The organism is Variovorax paradoxus (assembly GCF_000834655.1).
Lineage (GTDB): Bacteria > Pseudomonadota > Gammaproteobacteria > Burkholderiales > Burkholderiaceae_C > Variovorax > Variovorax paradoxus_F.
The window spans coordinates 18,807-37,180 of the sequence record NZ_JXQQ01000065.1 but is presented as its reverse complement, the minus strand read 5'-3'; the positions used below and the strand labels follow the sequence as shown (position 1 = coordinate 37,180).

The window sequence follows — 18,374 nt, the reverse complement described above, 5'->3', positions numbered from 1 at the left end:
TTGCATGACTTTCGAGACGCCCGAGGGTTTGCCCGTGGGGCGAGCCTGCAGCCGCTCAGGCGCTCAACCGCTCACCGCACCGCTGCGCGCGCGCAGCACCCACGGCGTGGCCAGCAGCGCCAGCAGCCGCACCAGCGCGATCTCCTGCGGCGTCCAGCGCGCCCGGGTGCCCAACACGTTGAAGGTGGCGGCGCACCGGCCGTCTTCCATCAACGGCACGTTCACCACGGCGCGAAGCCCCAGCGCGGAGATGAGCGCGTGGTCGTCGAACACCTGGGCCAGGGCCTCGTCGCCTTCGCCGATGAAGACCTCGGCGCGCACGAGCAGTTGCCGCGTCCACGGCGTGAGCGTCTTGCGCTTGCGGCCGGCCACCGGGTAGGCCTGCGGGTTGGAAGACCAGAGGCGTTGCAACTGCACCTCGTCCGGCGGATCGTCCGGAGTCGTCGCGTTCAGGTTCACCGTGAGCAGCCCCGGGCCGAGCACCGAGAGCCGCGCCGCCTCGATGTGCGCCATTGCCGCATCGAAGGTGCTGGCGCGCGAGAGCGCGTCGCAGAGCGGCACGCAGACCGCCTGGGGCAGCACGTCCCCGTCAGTCAAGCTTGATCCCCAGGTCCTTGATGACCTTGTCGTAGCGCTGGGTGTCCCTGCGAAGCGAGGTCGCCAGCTGTTCGGGCGTGCTCTTCACGAGCTCGACGCCGATCGAATCCATGCGGGTGCGCACCTCCGGCACCGCCAGCGCCTTGTTGATCTCGGTGTTCAGGCGCGCGACCAGTTCGGCAGGCATGCCCGCCGGTCCGAACGCGGCGTACCACACGCTCATTTCGTAGCCGGGCAGCGTCTCGGCCACGGTGGGCGTGTCGGGCAGCAGCGCGGAGCGCTTGGGTTCGGTCACGGCCAGGAGGCGCAGCTTGCCCGCCTTCACGTGCGGCAGCGTCTGCGTGCCGGCGGAGAACAGCACCTGCGTCTGGTTGCCCACGGTGTCGAGCACGGCCGGCGCGCCGCCCTTGTAGGGCACGTGCAGCATGTCGATGCCCGCGGCCTTCTTGAACATCTCGGCGCTCAGGTGATTGGTGGAGCCGCCGCCCGCCGAGGCATACGCCAGCTTGCCCGGGTTGGCCTTGGCGTAGGCGATGAACTCGCGCAGGTTCTTCGCCGGCACCGAAGGGTTGATCACCATCGTGTTGATCACGTTGGCCACCAGCGCGATGGGCGTGAAGTCGTCCGTGCCGTTGAAGGGCATGCCGGGCATGAGCGTCGGGTTCATCGCGTGCGTGCTCATCGAGCCGATGAGGAGCGTGTAGCCATCGGGCTTGGCCTTGGCGACGAAGTTCGAGCCGATGTTGCCCGAGGCGCCCACGCGGTTGTCCACCACCACCGGCTGGCCCATCGACTTGGTGAGCTGCTCGGCGATGGCGCGCGCCAAGATGTCGGTGGAGCCGCCCGCGGCCCAGGGGACGATCAGCGTGATCGGCTTCTCGGGATAGGCGGCGAAGCCCGCCTGCGCGGTGCAGGTGAGGGCCAGCAGCAAGAGGCCGCGCAAGACACGTTGGAACATGGTGGTGAAGTCCTTGGAACGAAATTGAAGAAAGCGCAAGCCGATCAGCGGCCCACCGCGTAGCCCTGCATGCCGCGCGGATTGGCGCCGGCGCGCAGCAGCAGCCGGCCTTCCGCGTCGCGCTCGCGGCTGCAGGCGGACATGCGGCTTTCGGACCAGGCATCGCCCACCTGCACGCGGTGGCCCATCGCGCGCAGCGCGTCGAGCGTTTCGGGCTCGAAGCGCGATTCCAGCGTGAGCGTGTTGAGCGTGGTCTGGCGCGGCCAGAATGAACTGGGCGCGTGCTTGACGTGCCAGGCCGGCGCGTCGATCGCCTGCTGCAGGTTGAGGCCGTGCACCGCATGGCGCAGGAAGAAGCTGACCGACCACTGGTCCTGCTGGTCGCCGCCGGGCGTGCCGAATGCCATGTACGGCTGGCCGTCGCGCAGCGCCATCGAAGGCGAGAGCGTGGTGCAGGGCGCGACGCGCGGCTCCACGGACCCGGGCAGGCCCTCGTCGAGCCAGCTCATCTGCAGCCGGGTGTTGAGCGCGAAGCCCAGCGCCGGAATCGTCGGGCTCGACGACAGCCAGCCACCCGAGGGCGTGGCCGCAACCATGTTGCCGTGCCGGTCGATCACGTCGATGTGGCAGGTGTCGCCCACGAAGATCTCGCGCTCGGCCCATTCGGCGATGGGCGGCAGCGCGGCGAAGGTAGGCTCGCCGATGCCGAAGCGCGTGTCGGCGTTGCGAAGGGTTCGTGCGCTCACGTCCAGGTCGGGCAGGCGCGGCGCGAGGCCCAGGGGCGCGCCGGGGCGCAGGACCTCGGAGGCGCGCTGCAGGTCGACCATCGCCCAGCGCTCGCGCAGATAGGCATCCGACAGCAGTGCCTCTTGCGCATCGCCGCGCGCACCCGACGCCGTGCCGTACCACGCGAGGCGGTCGGCCAGCGCGAGCTTGGCGGCTTCGGTGATGCGATGCACGAAGCCTGCCGAGCCGGGCACGTGGTGCTCCAGGCCCGCGTGCCGCAGCATGCCCAGCTGCTGCAGGAAGGCCGGCCCCTGGCTCCAGAAGCCGCACTTGGCGACGGTGTAGCGTCCGAAGTCCGCCGTGAGCGGCGCCTCGGTGGCCACGCGCCATTCGGCCATGTCGTCCAGGCGCAGCAGGCCGGCGTGCGCCTCGCCGCTGCTGTCGCGCACGGTCGTGTTGCGGCAATAGCGGTCGATCTCGCGCGCGACGAAGCCTTGCTGCCAGGTGCGGATCGCCGCATCGATCACGCCGGTGCGGCCGCTGCCTTCGCGCTCGGCCGTCTCGACGATGCGGCTGTAGGTCGCGGCCAGCGCCGGCAGCCGGAACAGCGAACCGGGCTGCGGAACCCTGCCGCCGGGCAGCCACACCTCGGCCGAGGCGTGCCAGTGTTCGAGGAAGAGGCCGCGCACCGCCAGGATCGCCTCGGCCACCCGCGGCACCAGCGGGAAGCCGTCGCGCGCATAGCCGATCGCCGGCGCCAGCACCTCGGCCAGCGACCAGGTGCCGTGCTCGCGCAGCATCGTGAGCCAGGCCGAAAAAGCACCCGGCACCGTCGCGCCCAGGAGGCCGATGCCCGGCACCTGCTCGAAGCCGAGCGCGCGGAAGGTCGAGGCGGTGGCGTCGGCCGGCGCGCAGCCTTGTCCGCGCAGGGCGTGCATGCGCTGCTCGCGCTCGCTCCACAGCAGGATCGGCGCTTCGCCGCCGGGGCCGTTCAGGTGCGGCTCCACCACCTGCAGCACGAAGCCGCCCGCCACGGCGGCGTCGAAGGCGTTGCCGCCGCGCTCGAGCACGCCCATCGCGGTCTGCGAGGCCAGCCAGTGGGTCGATGAGGCGACGCCGAAAGTGCCGGCGATTTCAGGGCGGGTGGTGAACATGCGGCCGAGTGTAGAAAGTTCGGATAGCCAGAAGCGCATATTTACTGATGAATGCATGCATCGACTGCTATGCCTCTCGTTTAGCATCGCCGCATGTCAGCGCCGACGCTCCAGCACCTCACGCCACGGCTCAAGCTGCGCCATTTCGCGCTGCTTGCCGAACTCGAACGACAGCGCTCGGTCAGCCGCGCCGCCGCACACCTGGGCCTGAGCCAGCCGACCGTCACGCGTGCGCTGGGCGAGATCGAGAACATCTTCATGACGCCGCTGTTCACCCGCAGCCGGCGGGGCCTGGAGCCCACGGCTGCGGGGCTCCTGGTGCTGGCGCGGGCGCGGGTGGCGCTGGCCGATGCGCAATCGCTCGGGCAGGACCTGGCCGCGCTCGGCACGGGGCTGCAGGGGCGGCTGCGCATCGGCGTGCTGCCGTTCCTTGCGCGCGCCACGCAGGACGCCGTCTGGCGGCATCTCCTGGCCGTGCGGCCGCGCCTGGGTTTCGTGGTGGAGGAGGCCACGACCCACGTGCTGGTCCAGGCGGTGCGCGCACGCACGCTGGACTGCGCGATCTGCCGTTTCACCTCGGCCAGCGCTGAAGCCGGGCTGGCACAGGAGTTTCTCTACACGCAGGAGCCGCGCCTGGTGGTGTCGCGCGCGGCCGCGCAGCGGCTGGCGCGGCGCGGGCTCGACTGGGAAGCCTTCGTTTCCCTGCACTGGATCTTTCCGCCGGAGGACACGCCGATCCGCCAGATGATCCATTCGATCTTCGCCTCGGCGGGGCAGCCGGTGCCCGTTCCTTTGCTGGAGGCGTATGCGCAGAAGACGCTGGTGTCGGTGCTGCGGCACATGCCCGATGCGATCACCATCCTGCCCGACGACATTGCGCAGGAGGTGGCCGATGCGAGCGGCGCCCGCGTGATGCCCCAGCGCCTGCAATGGAACCTGCCGCCCGTGGGCGTGGTGCGGCTGCACGATGCCGCCAATGCGGTGATCGTCGACGAGATGACGAAAGCCCTGCAGGGCATGCGCCGGGCGAGCTAGATCGGCAACCGCTTCGCGCGTGCGCGCTGCCAGCGCCGCGCCCGGGGCGTTGTCGAGAAATCCTGACGCAGCCGCGCAATTCGGCGTGCTAAGAGAACGGTTCTTCCAGGTTCGCATCGCCACATCGGCGCTGCGGCAACCGTTCACTCACCTCATCCCCACGAGGAAGCACATGACCATCACCATCAATGGAGCGCCGGTCGAGCTGCCCGGCGATCCGCGGGTTTCGTTGCTCGATCTCCTGCGCGAGCACCTGCATCTGTTCGGCGCCAAGAAGGGCTGCAACCAGGGCGCGTGCGGCGCGTGCACCGTGCTCGTCGACGGCGAACGCGTGCTCTCGTGCCTTGCGCTGGCCGTGCAGTACGAAGGCCACGAAGTCACCACCGTCGAAGGGCTCGCGCCGCAGGGCGACCTGCATCCGCTGCAGAAGGCCTTCGTCGAACACGACGGCTTCCAGTGCGGATACTGCACGCCGGGCCAGATCTGTTCTGCCGTGGGCATGGTGCACGAGCTGCGGCAGGGCGTTCCCAGCCACGTTACCGCCGACCTCTGTACGGAGCGCATCGCGCTCAGCCACGACGAGCTGCGCGAGCGCATGAGCGGCAACGTGTGCCGATGCGGCGCCTACAACGGCATCGTCGCGGCCATCTCGGAGACCTTCGAGAGCTTCGAGACGTTCGAGAAGGAGCCGGCATGACTCCCTTCACCTACGCCCGCGCGCAAGACGCGGGCGACGCGCTCCAGCTGGGCAGCCGGCCCGGCGCCAAGTACCTGGGCGGCGGCACCAACCTCGTCGACCTGATGCGCGAGACCATCGAGCGCCCGGTCGCGCTGGTCGATGTGACGAACCTCTCGTGCGACATCGAAGAGCGGGCCGACGGCAGCCTGCTGATCGGCGCGGCGACCCGCAACACGGCGCTGGCCTCGCACCGCGCCGTGCGAACGCGCTACCCGCTGCTCGCGCGCGCCGTGACCGCCGGCGCGTCGGCGCAGATCCGCAACATGGCGACGGTCGGCGGCAACATCCTGCAGCGCACGCGGTGCGCCTATTTCTACGACGAAGACGGCTCGCGCTGCAACAAGCGCAACCCCGGCCAGGGGTGCGACGCCGCCGAAGGCATCAACCGCTACCACGCGATCCTGGGCGCCTCGCCCAGCTGCGTTGCCACGCATCCGTCCGACATGTGCGTGGCGCTCGCGGCGCTGGGCGCGGTGGTGCACCTGCGCAACGCCCGCGGCGAGCGCACGGTGCCGTTCACGGATTTCCATCGCCTGCCCGAAGACCATCCCGAGATCGAGACGCTGCTGGAGCCGGGCGAACTCATCACCGCGGTGGCGTTGCCCGCGCTGCCGTTCGCCGCGCGGTCGACCTACCGCAAGGTGCGCGACCGGTCCAGCTACGCGTTCGCGCTGGTGTCGGTGGCGGCCGCCCTCGAACTCGACGGCGACACCGTCAAGGACGTGCGCATCGCCCTGGGCGGCGTCGCGCACAGGCCCTGGCGCGCGTGGAAGGCGGAAGCGGTGCTCAAGGGCCGGCCGGCCACCGCTGAAACCTTCCGTGCCGCCGCCGAGGCGGAACTCGCGGACGCGAAGCCGCTGCACGACAACGGATTCAAGGTCGAACTGGCAACGCGCACGATCGCCGCCGTGCTCGCCGAACTCAAGGAGATGAAAGCATGAGCATCGTTCAAGAGGCCATTCAGGCCGTCATGAAAAAAGCCGTCGCGCTTGCGCCCGATGCGTGGATGCCGGGCGGCAAGCCCGATCCGCTCATCGCTCGCAGGCAAGGCCTGATCGGCGCGCCGGTCTCGCGCCTGGATGGCCCGCTCAAGGTGCAGGGGCAAGCGCGGTTCGCGGCCGAGTTTCCGATGGAGGACATGCTCTACGCTGCGCTCGTGTACAGCACCGTGCCGCGCGGGCGGATTGCGACGCTGGACACCGCTGCGGCGCAATCGGCGCCCGGCGTGGTGCTGGTGATGACGCACGAGAACGCGCCGCGCATGAAGCCCATGCCGCTCTTCATGTCCAAGGACAAGGCGGCCGGCGGCGACGACCTGCCCGTGCTGCAGGACGACCAGGTCCACTGGAACGGCCAGCCCATCGCCGTGGTGCTCGCGCAGACGCAGGAGGAGGCCGATCACGCGGCGTCGCTGGTTCTCGCCACCTACGAAACGGCGCCGGCCACGACCTCTTTCGCAGCCGCGAAGGCCAAGGGCACCAAGCCCGGCACCTTCCAGGGCGAGCCGCTCAAGATGGAGATCGGCGATGCCGAAGCCGCGCTGGCCGCCGCGCCGCATCGGATCGACGTCACCTACACGACGCCGCGCCACAACCACAACGCGATCGAGCTGCACGCGGCGACGGTGGCCTGGAAGGGCGACGAACTCGTCATTCACGACGCCTCGCAGGCCGTGGCGCACATGGCCTGGTCGATGGCGGAAATCTTCGGCATCGACGAGAAGCAGGTGCATGTGACCTCGCCCTATGTCGGCGGCGGCTTCGGCGGCAAGACGCTGTGGCGGCACCACGTGCTCGCAGCGGCGGCGTCCCGGCTGGCCGGGCGGCCGGTGCGCATCATGCTCACGCGCGAGGGCGTCTATCGCGTGGTGGGCGGACGCACCAACACCGAACAGCGCGTGGCCATCGGCGCGCAGGCCGACGGGCGCTTCGACGCGCTGATCCACACCGGCACGGTGACGATGACCGAGCACAACAACATGCCCGAGCCGTTCATCCTGCCGGCGCGCTCGGCGTATGCGGCGGGCAGCTTCAAGCTGGACGTCGAGGTGGCGACGCTCGACATGCTGGCCAACACCTTCATGCGCGCGCCCGGCGAAGCGGTCGGCACCTTCGCGCTGGAGAGCGCCATCGACGAGCTGGCCGACGCGATGAGGATGGACCCGATCGAGCTTCGCATCCGCAACGAGCCCGAGAAGGACCCGACCACGGGCGCGCCTTTTTCGTCGCGGGAGATCGTGCAGGCTTACCGCGCGGGCGCCGAGCGCTTCGGCTGGAGCCGGCGCAGCGCGACGCCGGGCGCGCGCCGCGAAGGGGAGTGGCTGGTCGGCATGGGTTGCGCCACGGCCACCTACCCGTACTACCGCATGCCGGGCGGCGCGGCGCGGATCACGCTCGCAGGCGATGGCCAGGTGAAGGTCGAGGTGGCGGCCCACGAGATGGGCATGGGCACCGCCACGGCGCAGACGCAGGTCACCGCCGAGCGGCTGGGCCTCTCGATGGACCAGGTGAAGTTCTGCCACGGCGATTCGCGCTTTCCGGGCGTCGTGCTCGCGGGCGGCTCGCAGCAGTCGGCCGCGATCGGCAGCGCAGTCATGGCGGCGCAGCACGCGCTCGTGACCGAGTTGCTGAAGCTGTGCGGGGACGGCTCGCCGCTGCATGGGCTGAAGCCCGACGACGTGGTCTGCCGCGATGGCGGCCTCGGCAAGATCGACGATGCCAGCCGTTTCGACAGCTATGCCGCCATCCTGGCGCGCGCCGGTCGCGACGAACTGGTCGCCGAGGCGAGCGCACCGCTGCCGCTCGAAGTGCAGCACTGGTCGATGCACTCGCACGGCGCCATGTTCTGCGAGGTGCGGGTGAACGAGGTGACGGGCGAGACGCGGGTCAGCCGCTTTCTCGGTTCGTTCGACTGCGGGCGCATCCTCAATGCGAAGACGGCGGCCAGCCAGTTCCGCGGCGGCATCATCATGGGCCTGGGCCTCGCGTTGATGGAAGAAACGCAGTTCGACGAGCGCAACGGCCGCATCATGAATGCGAGCTTTTCGGACTACCACGTGCCGGTGCACATGGACGTGCCCGAGATCGACGTGATGTGGACCGACATCCCCGACCCGCACTCGCCGATGGGCGCCCGGGGCGTGGGCGAGATCGGCATCACCGGCGTGGGCGCCGCGGTGGCCAACGCGGTTTTCAACGCGTGCGGAAAGCGCGTGCGTGCGCTCCCGATCACGCTCGACAAGCTGATGGGCAGCTAGCTTTTTTGCCGGCGGCCTACGCCTTGGGAACGTCCAGCTCGATCCACGCCGGCGCGTGGTCGCTGGCGCCGGTGCGCCCGCGCACGTCGTGGTCCACGCCGGCGCTGCGAAGCATCGGCGCGAGTTCGGCGTTCAGCATCAGGTGGTCGATGCGAAGCCCGGCGTCGCGCGGATAGCGGTTGCGCCAATAGGTCCAGAAGGTGAACGGCGCGCGTTCGGGATGGCAGGTGCGGATCGCATCGGTCCAGCCTTGCTTGAGCAGTTGCGCGAACGCGGCCCGGCTTTCGGGCTGCAGGAGCGCGTCGTCGCGCCACGAGGCCGGGTTGTAGATGTCGGCATCGGTCGGCACGACGTTGTAGTCGCCGGCCAGCACGACCGGAAGGCCGCTCGCAAAGAGCTTTTTCGCGTGCTTGTTGAAGGCCTGGAACCACTGGAGCTTGTAGTCGAACTTGGGTCCCGGCTGCGGGTTGCCGTTCGGCAGGTAGAGGCAGCCGATCAGCACGCCGTCGACCACCGCCTCGATGTAGCGGCTCTGCGGGTCGGCCTCGATGCCGGGCACGCCGCGGCCGGTGACGATGGGCTCTTTTCCGCGCGCGAGGATGGCCACGCCGTTCCACGCGCGCTGCCCGTGCGCCACGATGCCGTAGCCCGCGGCGCGGATCGCATCGACCGGCAGGTTGGCGTCAGGGCTCTTGAGTTCCTGCAGACATGCCACGTCGGGCTTCGATTCGTCGAGCCATTCGAGCAGGCGGGCGAGGCGGCTGTTGATGCCGTTGACGTTGAATGTGGCGATCTTCATCTCGGGCGGGCGGGGAGGGGGCGGAAGGGCGAACAAGTGAGCGCGAGAGCTTCGGGCCTTCGCGTCCCGCCGATGCCGGCCCTGGCGGCCCTGGCGGCCGGGGGCCTAGCTGAGGCGGCTTTCGATCGGCTCGGCAGCCGGGCGGGAGAGAAGCTCGAAGGCCGGGCGCTGCCCGTGTCCGCTGTGCACGGCGTGACCGCGCTTCACCGGCGCGACCGCGCTGGGCTGCGGTGCCGCGCCGAGCGCGCCCCACATGCTGGCGAAACGCACGTCCGCCTCCTTGCGAAGCCGGGCGATCTGCTCGATGCGGTTGTCCGGGATAGCGAGGCGCCCACCCTGCGTGCGCTGGTGAAGCTGGTGGATGGCGGTGTAGGCGGCGGTTTCGGCTGCCATCCAGGCAGTGAATTCGGCAGGGTTGGGTTCTTCGGCCATCGATTTCCTTCAGTGGTGTCTGCGCGCGGCGTCATGGAATCTAATGACCTTTCCGCGCGCTTTTGTAGGCCGACACCGCCAAGGCACGAACGAATGCGCCGCCCGCGCGTCTCAGGCCCGCTGCGCGATGCGCACGATGGCGTCGTAGATTTCGTTCTCCGCTTCCGCCGGGTCGAATTCGCCCGCGGCCGCCGCGAACGACACGGCCTCCGCCGCACCCAGCATCGCGCGCATCGCCGCCGGCGCGATGGGCCGCTTCGCGAACGGCTGCAGCGCGTCCCGGCACTTCACCAGGAACTCGGCTTCGAGTTCCTTCTTCAGGGCGTCGAGTTCGGGCGAGCCGGCCAGCGCGGCGCTGACGCCGGGCATCTCACGCCCCATTTCCATCACGCAGTTGACATAGGTGGCGGCAATCACCTTCGCCACGGCCGGGAGCGACTTTTCCGATGCCTGCAGCGCCGCGTCCATCAACGCATGCTGCCGGCTGTCGTATTCGCCGTAGAGAACGCCGAGGAGGCCCGTGCGTGTGCCGAAATGGTCGTACACGACGGGCTTGGTCACCCCCGCGCGCTCGGCCAGGTAGCCCAGCGTGAGCGCATCGGTTCCTTCGCTGCGCACGATGGCCCATGCCACGTCCAGGAGCTGGCGGCCGCGCTCGCCCTTGGGAAGGCGTTTCCTGGCTGCGACCTGCACAACCGGTTCCATCTGCTTGCTTGACATCTTTAACCTACCAAAGGTAACCTACGAAAAGTAGTTTACACCCGACCAAAAAGGAACCGCCATGCATGCCCTCATTGTTGTCAGTCATCCCGATTCCGAATCCCTCACGCACGCCGTCGCGCGTTCGTTCGCCGAGGGCGTCGGGCAATCCGGCGAGCACACCGCCGAGATCGCCGACATTGCCGCAGAAGGCTTCCAGCCGGCCTTCATCCAGGCCGACCGCGCCGCCTATTTTCTCCAGAAACCCTTGCCATCGGACATCCTGCGCGAGCAGCAGCGCATCGACCGGGCCGACGCACTCGTGCTCGTCTATCCCGTCTACTGGTGGTCGTTTCCCGGCCAGCTGAAGGGCTGGATCGACCGCGTGTTCTCCAACGGATGGGCCTACGACGAGGCGCCGGACGGCACACTCGGAAAGCGGCTCGGCCGCCTGGACGTCCACCTCATCGGCATGGGCGGCGCAGACGGCGGCACCTATGCCCGGCACGGCTACGACAAGGCGATGCGCACGCAGATCGACCACGGCATCTTCGATTTCTGCGGTGCGCGCGTCGTCACTTCCGAGTTCCTGCTCGACGTGAATGGGCAGGGCGGCGCGGCCCACGTCGTCACTGCGCGGGCGCTCGGCGGCAACGCCTTCGCCAAGGCTGCATCGGGCGGCACCGGCCGGCCCGAGGTCGCCGAACTGCGGGGCTGAGCAGGTCGCTCTCGCAGCGCACGAGCCGACAACCGGTCTTTGCGCCGACGGCTCAAGCCAGCCACTCGAGCAGGCGCTCGGACACCTTCGGGTTCTGGAACAGCGTGGTGTGCGACACACCCTCGCCGGGCTCGAACAGCAGCACCCGCCGTGCATCGAGCGGAAAGCGGCTGCTGCCGTTTTTCTGGAAGACGCCGTCGGTCGGCACCACGAGGTCGTTGCCGGCCTTGCCGAAGACGGTGTCGAGCAGCAAGTCCTTGCCGCCGGCCACCAGCCCTCGCAGGCCGGTGTCGGTGGCCGAATAGTTCGATGCAATGGCGAAGTAGTCCGCGGGCGCCGCCGCTGCCGATGCGTTGACCCGCCCGAGAAAAGCGCCCTCGGGCCGCATGCTCGCCAGCCCGTCCAGGCCCTTGAGCGCGCCGTGGGCGATGACCTTGACGACCGTGATCAGCGCCTCCAGCGTCTCGGCGACGGGGCCCGCAGGGAACAACGCCAGCAGCGTGGTCAGCCGGTCGACCATGGCCACCATGTGGTCGGGGTCGGCCAGCACCGTGCCGCTGTTGGGCGTGGCGCCGAACACCACGCGGCGCACCCGGGCGCGGGCGGTGTCCAGGCCCGGCGCGGGCGGCATCTCGGCAAGCACGCGCGAGACCAGGCCGCCGCGGCTGTGGCACACGATGTCCAGGTCGACGCCGCCCGGCGGCAACTGCCCGAGCAGCCAGCGCACGTTGGCCTCGGGGTCCACGCTCACGCTGGGGTGGTCGAAGGCGATCACGCGGCCGTCGTAGCGCTGGTGCAGCGCGTCCAGCGTTTGCGAAGGCAGCGCGCCGAAACCCGCGCTCGATGTGCTGAAGGTGCCGTGCACGAACATCAGCACCGGGCCCTTGGCGGCCAGCGCCCCGAGGGTGTCGGGCGTGTGGCGCACGGCGGGCGTGGCTTGGTAATCCTCTGGGGTGAAGCTGCGCACGGCGTAGGGGCGCTTCGTGCCTTCCCAGCGGCCCACGAAATGCTCGCCGACGGCCCCCAGGATCGGGTCGGTCAGCGGATACACCAGCACCTTGAGCAACTTGCGGCCGACCAGGCCGAGCACGCTGCGCTGCGTGCCGCCGCCGGTCGCGGGCGCCGGTGGCGGCGCTACCTGCGCCGGAATGCGAAAGCGCTTGACGGCGCCGCCACCGCCGCGCGAAACAGGCGCCGACGACGACGCCGTCACGGGTTCGGGCAGGTGCCAGTGCAGCGCCCCCGTGTCGTCGATGGACAGCACGAGCTGGCCGGTGGCATCGCCCAGGTCGGGCACCTCCAGCTCGATGGTGTCGGACGCCGCGGTGCCGCTGCGTCCGGTGGCGCCGCCCGCGGGCGCGGGCTTGAGCGTCAGGTCGATCTGGCGCACCTGCGACACGCCGGCCGCAGTCATCGCGGCGTCCAGCGCGTCCATGCCCTGGTCCAGGCCGCGCACGCTGGAGCGCGTGGTGGCGCCGCCGCCGGCTCGCAGCTCGGCCGTGCCGGTGAAGCCTGGCGTGCGCAAGGCGTAGCCCGGTCCGATGGACACGGCCTGGTTGGTGGCGTTCAGGGGAGTGGTTGCCATGATCGAGAACCTCCGTTCAGGGCGCGCGCCGCAGCGTCAGCCGCGGATGGCCGTAGTACACATAGGAAAGAAAGGTCGAGATGGGCGTGCCGTCCGCGCCCGCATACCTGGCGCGCAGATCGCGCAGGATGGCGCCCACCGGCTCGCCCTCGGCGGGCGCGCCGGACGCTGCAGATGCCGTGGGCAGCGCACGCCGCCAGAACTCGATGGCGATGTCGTGGGCGACGTCGTCGTCCACCTCCCACAGCGCGCCGAGCACGCCGCCGAATCCGCCGCGCAGCGAGTTGCCGGGAAACCCCGCCATGTCGCCCAGGAGCTCGCCGCCGATGCCCAGCATGCAGGCGTTCAGGAACAGCAGCGGCTGCCGCTCGCCGCCATATCTGGCCGCGCGAAAAAGCGTCGAGCGCAGCGGCGCGCCGTCCTGCAGGAACATCGCCGCGCCGTCGGGCCGTGCAGGGTCGAAATCGCCGTGGCCCGCCACATGCACTGCCTCGACGGCCACCGGCCCGGACTTGCCCCGCAGCGTCGCGTTGAGCAGGTCGCGCACGCCCTCGGCCGTGGCCTTGAGCGTGACGCCGGGGTAGCTGCCGCTGAGCGCCTGCACCTCGGCTTCGGCCTTGGGCAGCCGGCGCAGGCCCGACTCCGCGCTGTACCAGGCGGCCATGGTCGCCATGTTGCGCACCTCCAGGCGGGCGATGGGGTGCGCGGCCGGGCGCGCCGCGGCGCTGGCCGCGCCGGACGGCGAGGCACTGTCGCGCAGCCACCGCCCGGCCAGCGTCTGGGCGCCCAGGTAGCTGGGGCGCGCGGCGTCCAGCGGCACGTCCATCCACGCCAGCTCCCAGGGCACGTACGGTTCGGCGCTCACGATGAGCAGCGACACGGGTTCCGGCGCGACCCGGTCCTTCAGTTCGGCCAGGGCCTGGAAGAACTCGCCGGGCAGGCGCTCGGCCACCAGCCGGCCCAGGCTCTCCAGCGCGGTGCCCAGCAGGGCGCTGCTGCCGTACTGGCGCACCTCCTCGACGACGGACCGCGCGAAGGTCTTGGCGTCCTGGCCCAGGTCCATGTCGAAGGGGCCGGTGGCGGTGGCCAGCGCATGCGGGCTGATGAGGCGGCACACGTACTGGCCGCTGGCGGCGTTGCGGTCGGGCTTGCCGATGTCCAGCGTGAGATCGGGAACCTTGGCGTCGGCCACCAGCTCGAGCGGCGTGGCGGCCGCGGGCAGGGCGTGCCAGGGCTGGCCGAGCGGGCGCGGATCGAGCTGGTCGCCGTGTCCCGCGGGCATGATGGCCAGCGCCCGCGATGCGGTGCCGCAGACCGTGCCGCCCAGCACGTAGCGAACCTCCAGCATGGTGAGAAAGGGCTTCTGCGGGTTCTCCGGCGCGAGGCCGATGAGCTTGAAGCTCACCTGCGCCGTGGCCACGTCGCCGGCGGTCACGCGCAGCGTCCGGCTCCAGCCTTCGGTCGCCTGCACGCCGTGGCCGGCCGACAGCTCGACCTGCAGGTCGAGCGCCTGCACGTCGGCAGAAAAAGGCAGGGCGATCGCCGCGCCGCTCACCTGCGCCTGCGCCTGGGCGCCGAAACCGACGATCACCTCGAACACCTCGCCCGCGGCCTTGGCTTCGGGCGCCTCGATCCGTGGCCACGCCTTGATCGGCCCGGCCGGCGGCGCCTGGGGCGTGGCGCCGGCGGACGGAGGCGACAGCGGATCGCTGCCGCGCAGCACCAGGTCGATGGGCGCCGGGCCGCGCGCCGGCGGGAGGAGCGCATCGGCAGGCACGCGCAGCGACACCCCCACGGGCTCGCCATGCAGCAGGGTCACGCCATTGCGCATGACCACCGCGCCGGCGCCCATGTCGATCGGTTTCTGGCTGTCCGGCTCGTGCAGCTGGAGCGCGTCGAGCAGCGGCAGCGCGGGCGGCGCATGGCTGCAGGCGGCCAGCACGTCCCGCAGCTCGCGGGCGTACCAGAGCACGTGGGTGCCCCATTGGCGGCGGATGGCGGCGCCGCAATCGTCGGCATTGCGGGCCAGCCGATTGGCGACTTCATCGAAGGGGCGGCCCATGCGGCTGGCCACAGCCTGGATGCGCGCGCGGGCCGCGCCTTGCGCCGCATCCAGCCAGTAGCCATTGAGCGCGAGGCGCTCGAGCACGGCGCCGGCCGTCATGTCGGCATCCAGATCGATGGCGGGCATCAGCATGTGCGTGTTCCTCAAGGTGAGGGGTGGCTGCCGGCCTGCGGCGGATGCAGCACGTCCTGCGCCTGGCGCATGGCAGCCAGGGTCGCCTGCTGCGTGAACAGCGTGCTGGTGCGCACCGTCTGGATGCGGCCCTGGCCGTAGATGAGCATCACGCACGAGAGCGCGGTGGTCTCGTCGGGAAACTCCGAGATCGCCACGCCGTCGCAATCGCCGAACGCGTAATAGAAGCCGTGCAGCGTGCCGCCGAAGGCCTCGATGGCGGTGCGCACGACGTCGGCACGGTCCGACGACTCCTCGTTCTCGAGCATCTGGCGGATCTGCTCGTCCTTGTAGCGCCATTGATGCAGGTAGAGCGGCATGGGGTTCTTTCTTTTCTTCAGCGGACCAGCGCAGACGCCTTGGCCTCTTGCGGTGCGGGCACCGGCGCGAGGACGCGGTCGGACAGGGTCAGCTCGTAGGCGGAAATTCGGGGCGCCGGCGGGTTCAGCGCCGCCGGCTCGCCCGATGCCGGAGCGGCCTCGCAGGCGGCGGGTGTACGGCGCCTCCTTGCCAATTCAGGGATGACAGCGCCCATCGCCGCCCCCAGCACCAGGCCTGCGCCGACGGCCGCGAGGGTGCGCCAGTTCCAGAACTCGGCCAGCGTGTCGGCGGTGAACCCGCGCGACACCACCGCCGAGAGCAGCCAGGCGGCGCCGAACAAGGCGGCGTCCAGGCCGCGCCGCGCGCGGACGTCGTCCACCGCCGCCCACCGATGGTCCTGCGTGAGCCAGGCAACGAGCGCGCCGGTGAGAAAGGTCGAGGGCAGGGTGGGGGCGGCCTCCGCCAGGCGCTGCAGCGCGCCGGCCGTGCCGCCGTAGACCAGTGCGCCCGCTGCGAGGTTGACCAGCACCGAGAAGCCCAGCGCGCAGGCCCCTGCCGCCACCACGAAGGCCGGGGGCGTTCTGCGGTGCAGCCCGCCGCTCGCAAAGCCGAAATAGAACTTGGGCAGGATCGCGATGGCCAGGGTGCCCATCACGATCACCAGGATCACCGCGATGCGCTGGCCCACCGACAGGCCCGCGCCGTCGTCGGGCGGCAGCACCACGAAGAAGATCCACAGGCCCGCCAGCATCAGCAGCGCCGCATAGCCGAAGGCGCGCGAGAGGTTGTCGGGTTCGCTCGCGCATGCGGTGAACCCCATGCGCTCGAAGGCGGCGTTGCGCCCGGCCTGGCGCAGGTTGGTGGCCAGCACGCCGCGCGCGGCCAATACCGAGGCGTCGCGGTAGAACAGGCCGATGTCCTCGCACACGTCCGAGATCATGTCGCTCACCAGATGGCGCAGGCGGTCGTCCAGGTCCTTGTTGTCGTCGATGCCGTGGTCCGAGGCGATGACCTTGATTTCGCCCAGCTGTTCGATGGAGGCCAGCGTGCGCGACACGCGGAACGAAAGCCTGTCGAACCGCTGGCGCAGCCGGTACAGCTCGTGCGTCACCTCGCGCGTGTAGCGCCCGAGCGAGCGCTCCTGGTCCCAGGCGCGCAGCTGGATGAAGAGCTCCGCGGCCTTGCGCATCTGCTGGTGCAGCGGCTGCGCGAGCGGCAGCCAGTCGCGGTCGGCATCGATGCCGCGCATGCGAAGCATGTCGCGGGCCTGCGCCCGGATGTCGCTGCGGGCTTCGAACGGCATCTCGGCAATGAACTTGGCGAGCGACAGCGCCTGCTGCGGAATGCCGGCCATGCGATGCAGCCGCTCGCGCAGGCGCCGCGACAACGGCACGACCGCCCGCAGGCAGGCGACCAGCGCGAGCGCCAGCCACAGCACCAGCGTGCGCGCGCCCGAGCCGCGCGGCGCATCGACGCCCATGATGCGCAGCAGGACGCCGTAGCACAGCATGAACAGCAGGAGGTAGAGACCGGCATGCGCGGCCACGGCCGTCCAGTAGCGCCAGGCGGTCGTGTAGCTGCGCGACCAGCTCGGGCGGTTGAACCCCGCCGAGGCCATCAGCACCGTCAGGCCCGCGGCGAAGACCATGCTGACCGACCAGAGCGTCATCGGTCGCCCCAGAGCTCGCGCAGCTTCGACTGCGCCTGGGTCATCCGCGCCGGCGCAGCGGCTGGATATGCGATCGGCCCCACGGTCACGGCGCCGGCCACGCCGGCCGCCTCCTGCGGCATCGCCGCATCCGGGGTCGCCTCGAACAGCGCAAACGATCCCGATCGGGTGAAGAGCACCGGAATGGCCCATTCCGCGTCGGAATTCATGCGGATGTACTTGCGGGCCACCGTCAGTGCGCGCTCCACCGTCTGCCCCTTGGTGAGCGACTTGTAGAAGTGCTCGGAGAAGCGCGATGCGGCGGTGTTGGTGATGGCGAACTGCATCGCGATGGCCATCGGCAGGCCTTGCTCGACCAGCGCAGCGCCCCCGCTGGACGAGGCATTGTCCCGCGCGCTCTCGCAGCAGTTGAGCACGGCCAGGTCGACGTCGCCGTCCGCCAGGATGTCGGCCAGCCGCGAGGCCGACACCTTGACCGGGCCGCCGAGCCCATCGTCCATGACGACGAAGCCTTCGCTGCGCGTCAGGCCGTCGGCGTCGACGTAGCGGTCGGTGCCGCCGTGCCCGATGAAATGGAAGATGTGCCAGGGGCCCCGCTGCATCATGTCGAACAGCCCGTCGGGCGTGGCGCGCAGCACCCAGTTGAACTCCACCTGCAGGCCGGGCGCGCGCAGCACTTCTTCCATGTGGCGGCGCTCGGCCTCGGTGTCCAGCCAGGTCCAGGTGCCGCCCGGGTTGGCGATCATGCCGAGCACGCGCACCGGCCCCTGGCCGCGCACCGGCGTGCGCTGCTGCGCGCTGTGCAGATAGCGCACCAGCGGCGATTTGCTGCTCAGGCACAGGTAGTGGTCGGGCTTGCTGGCCTGGTCGAACACGTATTCCCACGGCAGGCAGGCCAGCTCGGGCGGGTCGATGCGCAGGTTCAGGCGCAGGCCCGTGTCGTCCTTGGCCAGCAGCAGGGCGCGGCTGCCGGTGTAGGTGTCCGACACCGAGCCCGACTCCCTGAAGACGGCCCTGAAGACTTCGGCGCCGAAGTCGCGCAGCACCTTTTCCTCGGGCGAGATGATGGGTCCGCCGCGCAGCGTGAGCCGGCTCTTGAGCACCGCGTTCTCCAGCTCCAGCAGCAGCACGCGCCCGGCGTCGCCGCCGAAGGGCCATTGCAGGACTTCGCGCTTGGACGACCCGGCCGGCGAGTTCGTCACCTCGGCCATGTAGCGGTCGGCCTCGCGCCAGATGCGCAAGTCGAAATTTTCGTAGCGGGTCTCAGTCGGCATTGCCAGCCCTCGTACGGCAAGGAAACACGGGTGCACGTCGTAGAGGTGCGCCCGTTGCATCGATGCCGGATGCTCGAATCTCGGAGTCCGCACTATTGCCGGGACGAAACAGCGTTTCAATCCCACAAACAGACGATGCCGCGGTCTTTGGCATATCCCCGATGGGGGATGCGCGG

The 18,374-nt window shown here is 70.2% G+C and carries 16 protein-coding genes; 5 read left to right on the top strand and 11 right to left on the bottom strand.

Features of this window, described 5'->3' with window-relative positions:
• Window positions 1–63 precede the first annotated feature (63 nt).
• The 3 genes from RT97_RS23335 to RT97_RS23325 are packed head-to-tail and all read right to left on the bottom strand — an operon-like array spanning window position 64 to window position 3,435.
• On the bottom strand, window positions 64–597 hold the full coding sequence (locus RT97_RS23335; RefSeq protein WP_052810736.1) for a GAF domain-containing protein: 534 nt from the start codon (window positions 595–597) through the stop codon (window positions 64–66).
• Window positions 590–1,555, bottom strand: a complete 966-nt coding sequence (locus RT97_RS23330; RefSeq protein WP_042581273.1) for a Bug family tripartite tricarboxylate transporter substrate binding protein — start codon at window positions 1,553–1,555, stop codon at window positions 590–592. Before RT97_RS23330 ends, RT97_RS23335 begins: the two co-directional genes overlap by 8 nt.
• Window positions 1,556–1,599: 44 nt before the next feature.
• Window positions 1,600–3,435 carry a gamma-glutamyltransferase family protein gene (locus tag RT97_RS23325; RefSeq protein ID WP_042581215.1) on the bottom strand — a complete coding sequence of 612 codons (1,836 nt, stop codon included), beginning with the start codon at window positions 3,433–3,435 and terminating at the stop codon, window positions 1,600–1,602.
• 93 nt (window positions 3,436–3,528) lie between these two features.
• On the opposite strand from RT97_RS23325, the gene RT97_RS23320 reads away from it, so the two are divergent.
• From RT97_RS23320 to RT97_RS23305, 4 genes are read left to right on the top strand one after another with little or no spacing between them, the layout of a single operon-like run.
• On the top strand, window positions 3,529–4,470 hold the full coding sequence (locus RT97_RS23320; RefSeq protein WP_042581214.1) for a LysR family transcriptional regulator: 942 nt from the start codon (window positions 3,529–3,531) through the stop codon (window positions 4,468–4,470).
• Between the two features lie 19 nt (window positions 4,471–4,489).
• Complete coding sequence (locus RT97_RS23315) at window positions 4,490–5,167, top strand: 2Fe-2S iron-sulfur cluster-binding protein (RefSeq protein WP_052810735.1); 678 nt, start codon at window positions 4,490–4,492, stop codon at window positions 5,165–5,167.
• Window positions 5,164–6,150 carry an FAD binding domain-containing protein gene (locus RT97_RS23310; protein ID WP_042581213.1) on the top strand — a complete coding sequence of 329 codons (987 nt, stop codon included), beginning with the start codon at window positions 5,164–5,166 and terminating at the stop codon, window positions 6,148–6,150. The genes RT97_RS23315 and RT97_RS23310 overlap by 4 nt, the downstream gene beginning before the upstream one ends.
• On the top strand, window positions 6,147–8,465 hold the full coding sequence (locus RT97_RS23305; protein WP_042581212.1) for a xanthine dehydrogenase family protein molybdopterin-binding subunit: 2,319 nt from the start codon (window positions 6,147–6,149) through the stop codon (window positions 8,463–8,465). The genes RT97_RS23310 and RT97_RS23305 overlap by 4 nt, the downstream gene beginning before the upstream one ends.
• Before the next feature lie 16 nt (window positions 8,466–8,481).
• Here RT97_RS23305 and RT97_RS23300 read toward each other — a convergent pair whose 3' ends face one another.
• From RT97_RS23300 to RT97_RS23290, 3 genes are all read right to left on the bottom strand, one after another.
• Window positions 8,482–9,264 carry an exodeoxyribonuclease III gene (locus RT97_RS23300; RefSeq protein ID WP_042581211.1) on the bottom strand — a complete coding sequence of 261 codons (783 nt, stop codon included), beginning with the start codon at window positions 9,262–9,264 and terminating at the stop codon, window positions 8,482–8,484.
• Window positions 9,265–9,369: 105 nt separating this feature from the next.
• A complete protein-coding gene (locus RT97_RS23295) occupies window positions 9,370–9,696 on the bottom strand; it encodes a hypothetical protein (protein WP_042581210.1) in 327 nt (108 codons plus the stop codon).
• Between the two features lie 111 nt (window positions 9,697–9,807).
• Entirely contained in the window at window positions 9,808–10,401 is a 594-nt protein-coding gene (locus RT97_RS23290) for a TetR/AcrR family transcriptional regulator (protein WP_253278300.1), read from the bottom strand.
• A gap of 76 nt (window positions 10,402–10,477) precedes the next feature.
• Between RT97_RS23290 and RT97_RS23285 the strand changes: the two genes are divergently transcribed.
• A complete protein-coding gene (locus RT97_RS23285; RefSeq protein WP_042581208.1) occupies window positions 10,478–11,113 on the top strand; it encodes an NAD(P)H-dependent oxidoreductase in 636 nt (211 codons plus the stop codon).
• 52 nt (window positions 11,114–11,165) lie between these two features.
• Here RT97_RS23285 and RT97_RS23280 read toward each other — a convergent pair whose 3' ends face one another.
• From RT97_RS23280 to RT97_RS23260, 5 genes are read right to left on the bottom strand one after another with little or no spacing between them, the layout of a single operon-like run.
• Window positions 11,166–12,698, bottom strand: coding sequence for an esterase/lipase family protein (locus RT97_RS23280; protein ID WP_042581207.1), 1,533 nt, complete (start codon window positions 12,696–12,698; stop codon window positions 11,166–11,168).
• Between the two features lie 16 nt (window positions 12,699–12,714).
• Window positions 12,715–14,895, bottom strand: a complete 2,181-nt coding sequence (locus RT97_RS23275; protein ID WP_042581206.1) for a TCAD7 domain-containing protein — start codon at window positions 14,893–14,895, stop codon at window positions 12,715–12,717.
• 11 nt (window positions 14,896–14,906) lie between these two features.
• Complete coding sequence (locus tag RT97_RS23270) at window positions 14,907–15,254, bottom strand: GYD domain-containing protein (protein ID WP_042581205.1); 348 nt, start codon at window positions 15,252–15,254, stop codon at window positions 14,907–14,909.
• Between the two features lie 17 nt (window positions 15,255–15,271).
• Window positions 15,272–16,924 (bottom strand): hypothetical protein, encoded by a 1,653-nt coding sequence (locus RT97_RS33200; protein ID WP_042581204.1) that lies wholly within the window; start codon window positions 16,922–16,924, stop codon window positions 15,272–15,274.
• Entirely contained in the window at window positions 16,921–18,198 is a 1,278-nt protein-coding gene (locus tag RT97_RS23260) for a CHAT domain-containing protein (RefSeq protein WP_042581203.1), read from the bottom strand. The genes RT97_RS33200 and RT97_RS23260 overlap by 4 nt, the downstream gene beginning before the upstream one ends.
• Window positions 18,199–18,374: the final 176 nt, after the last annotated feature.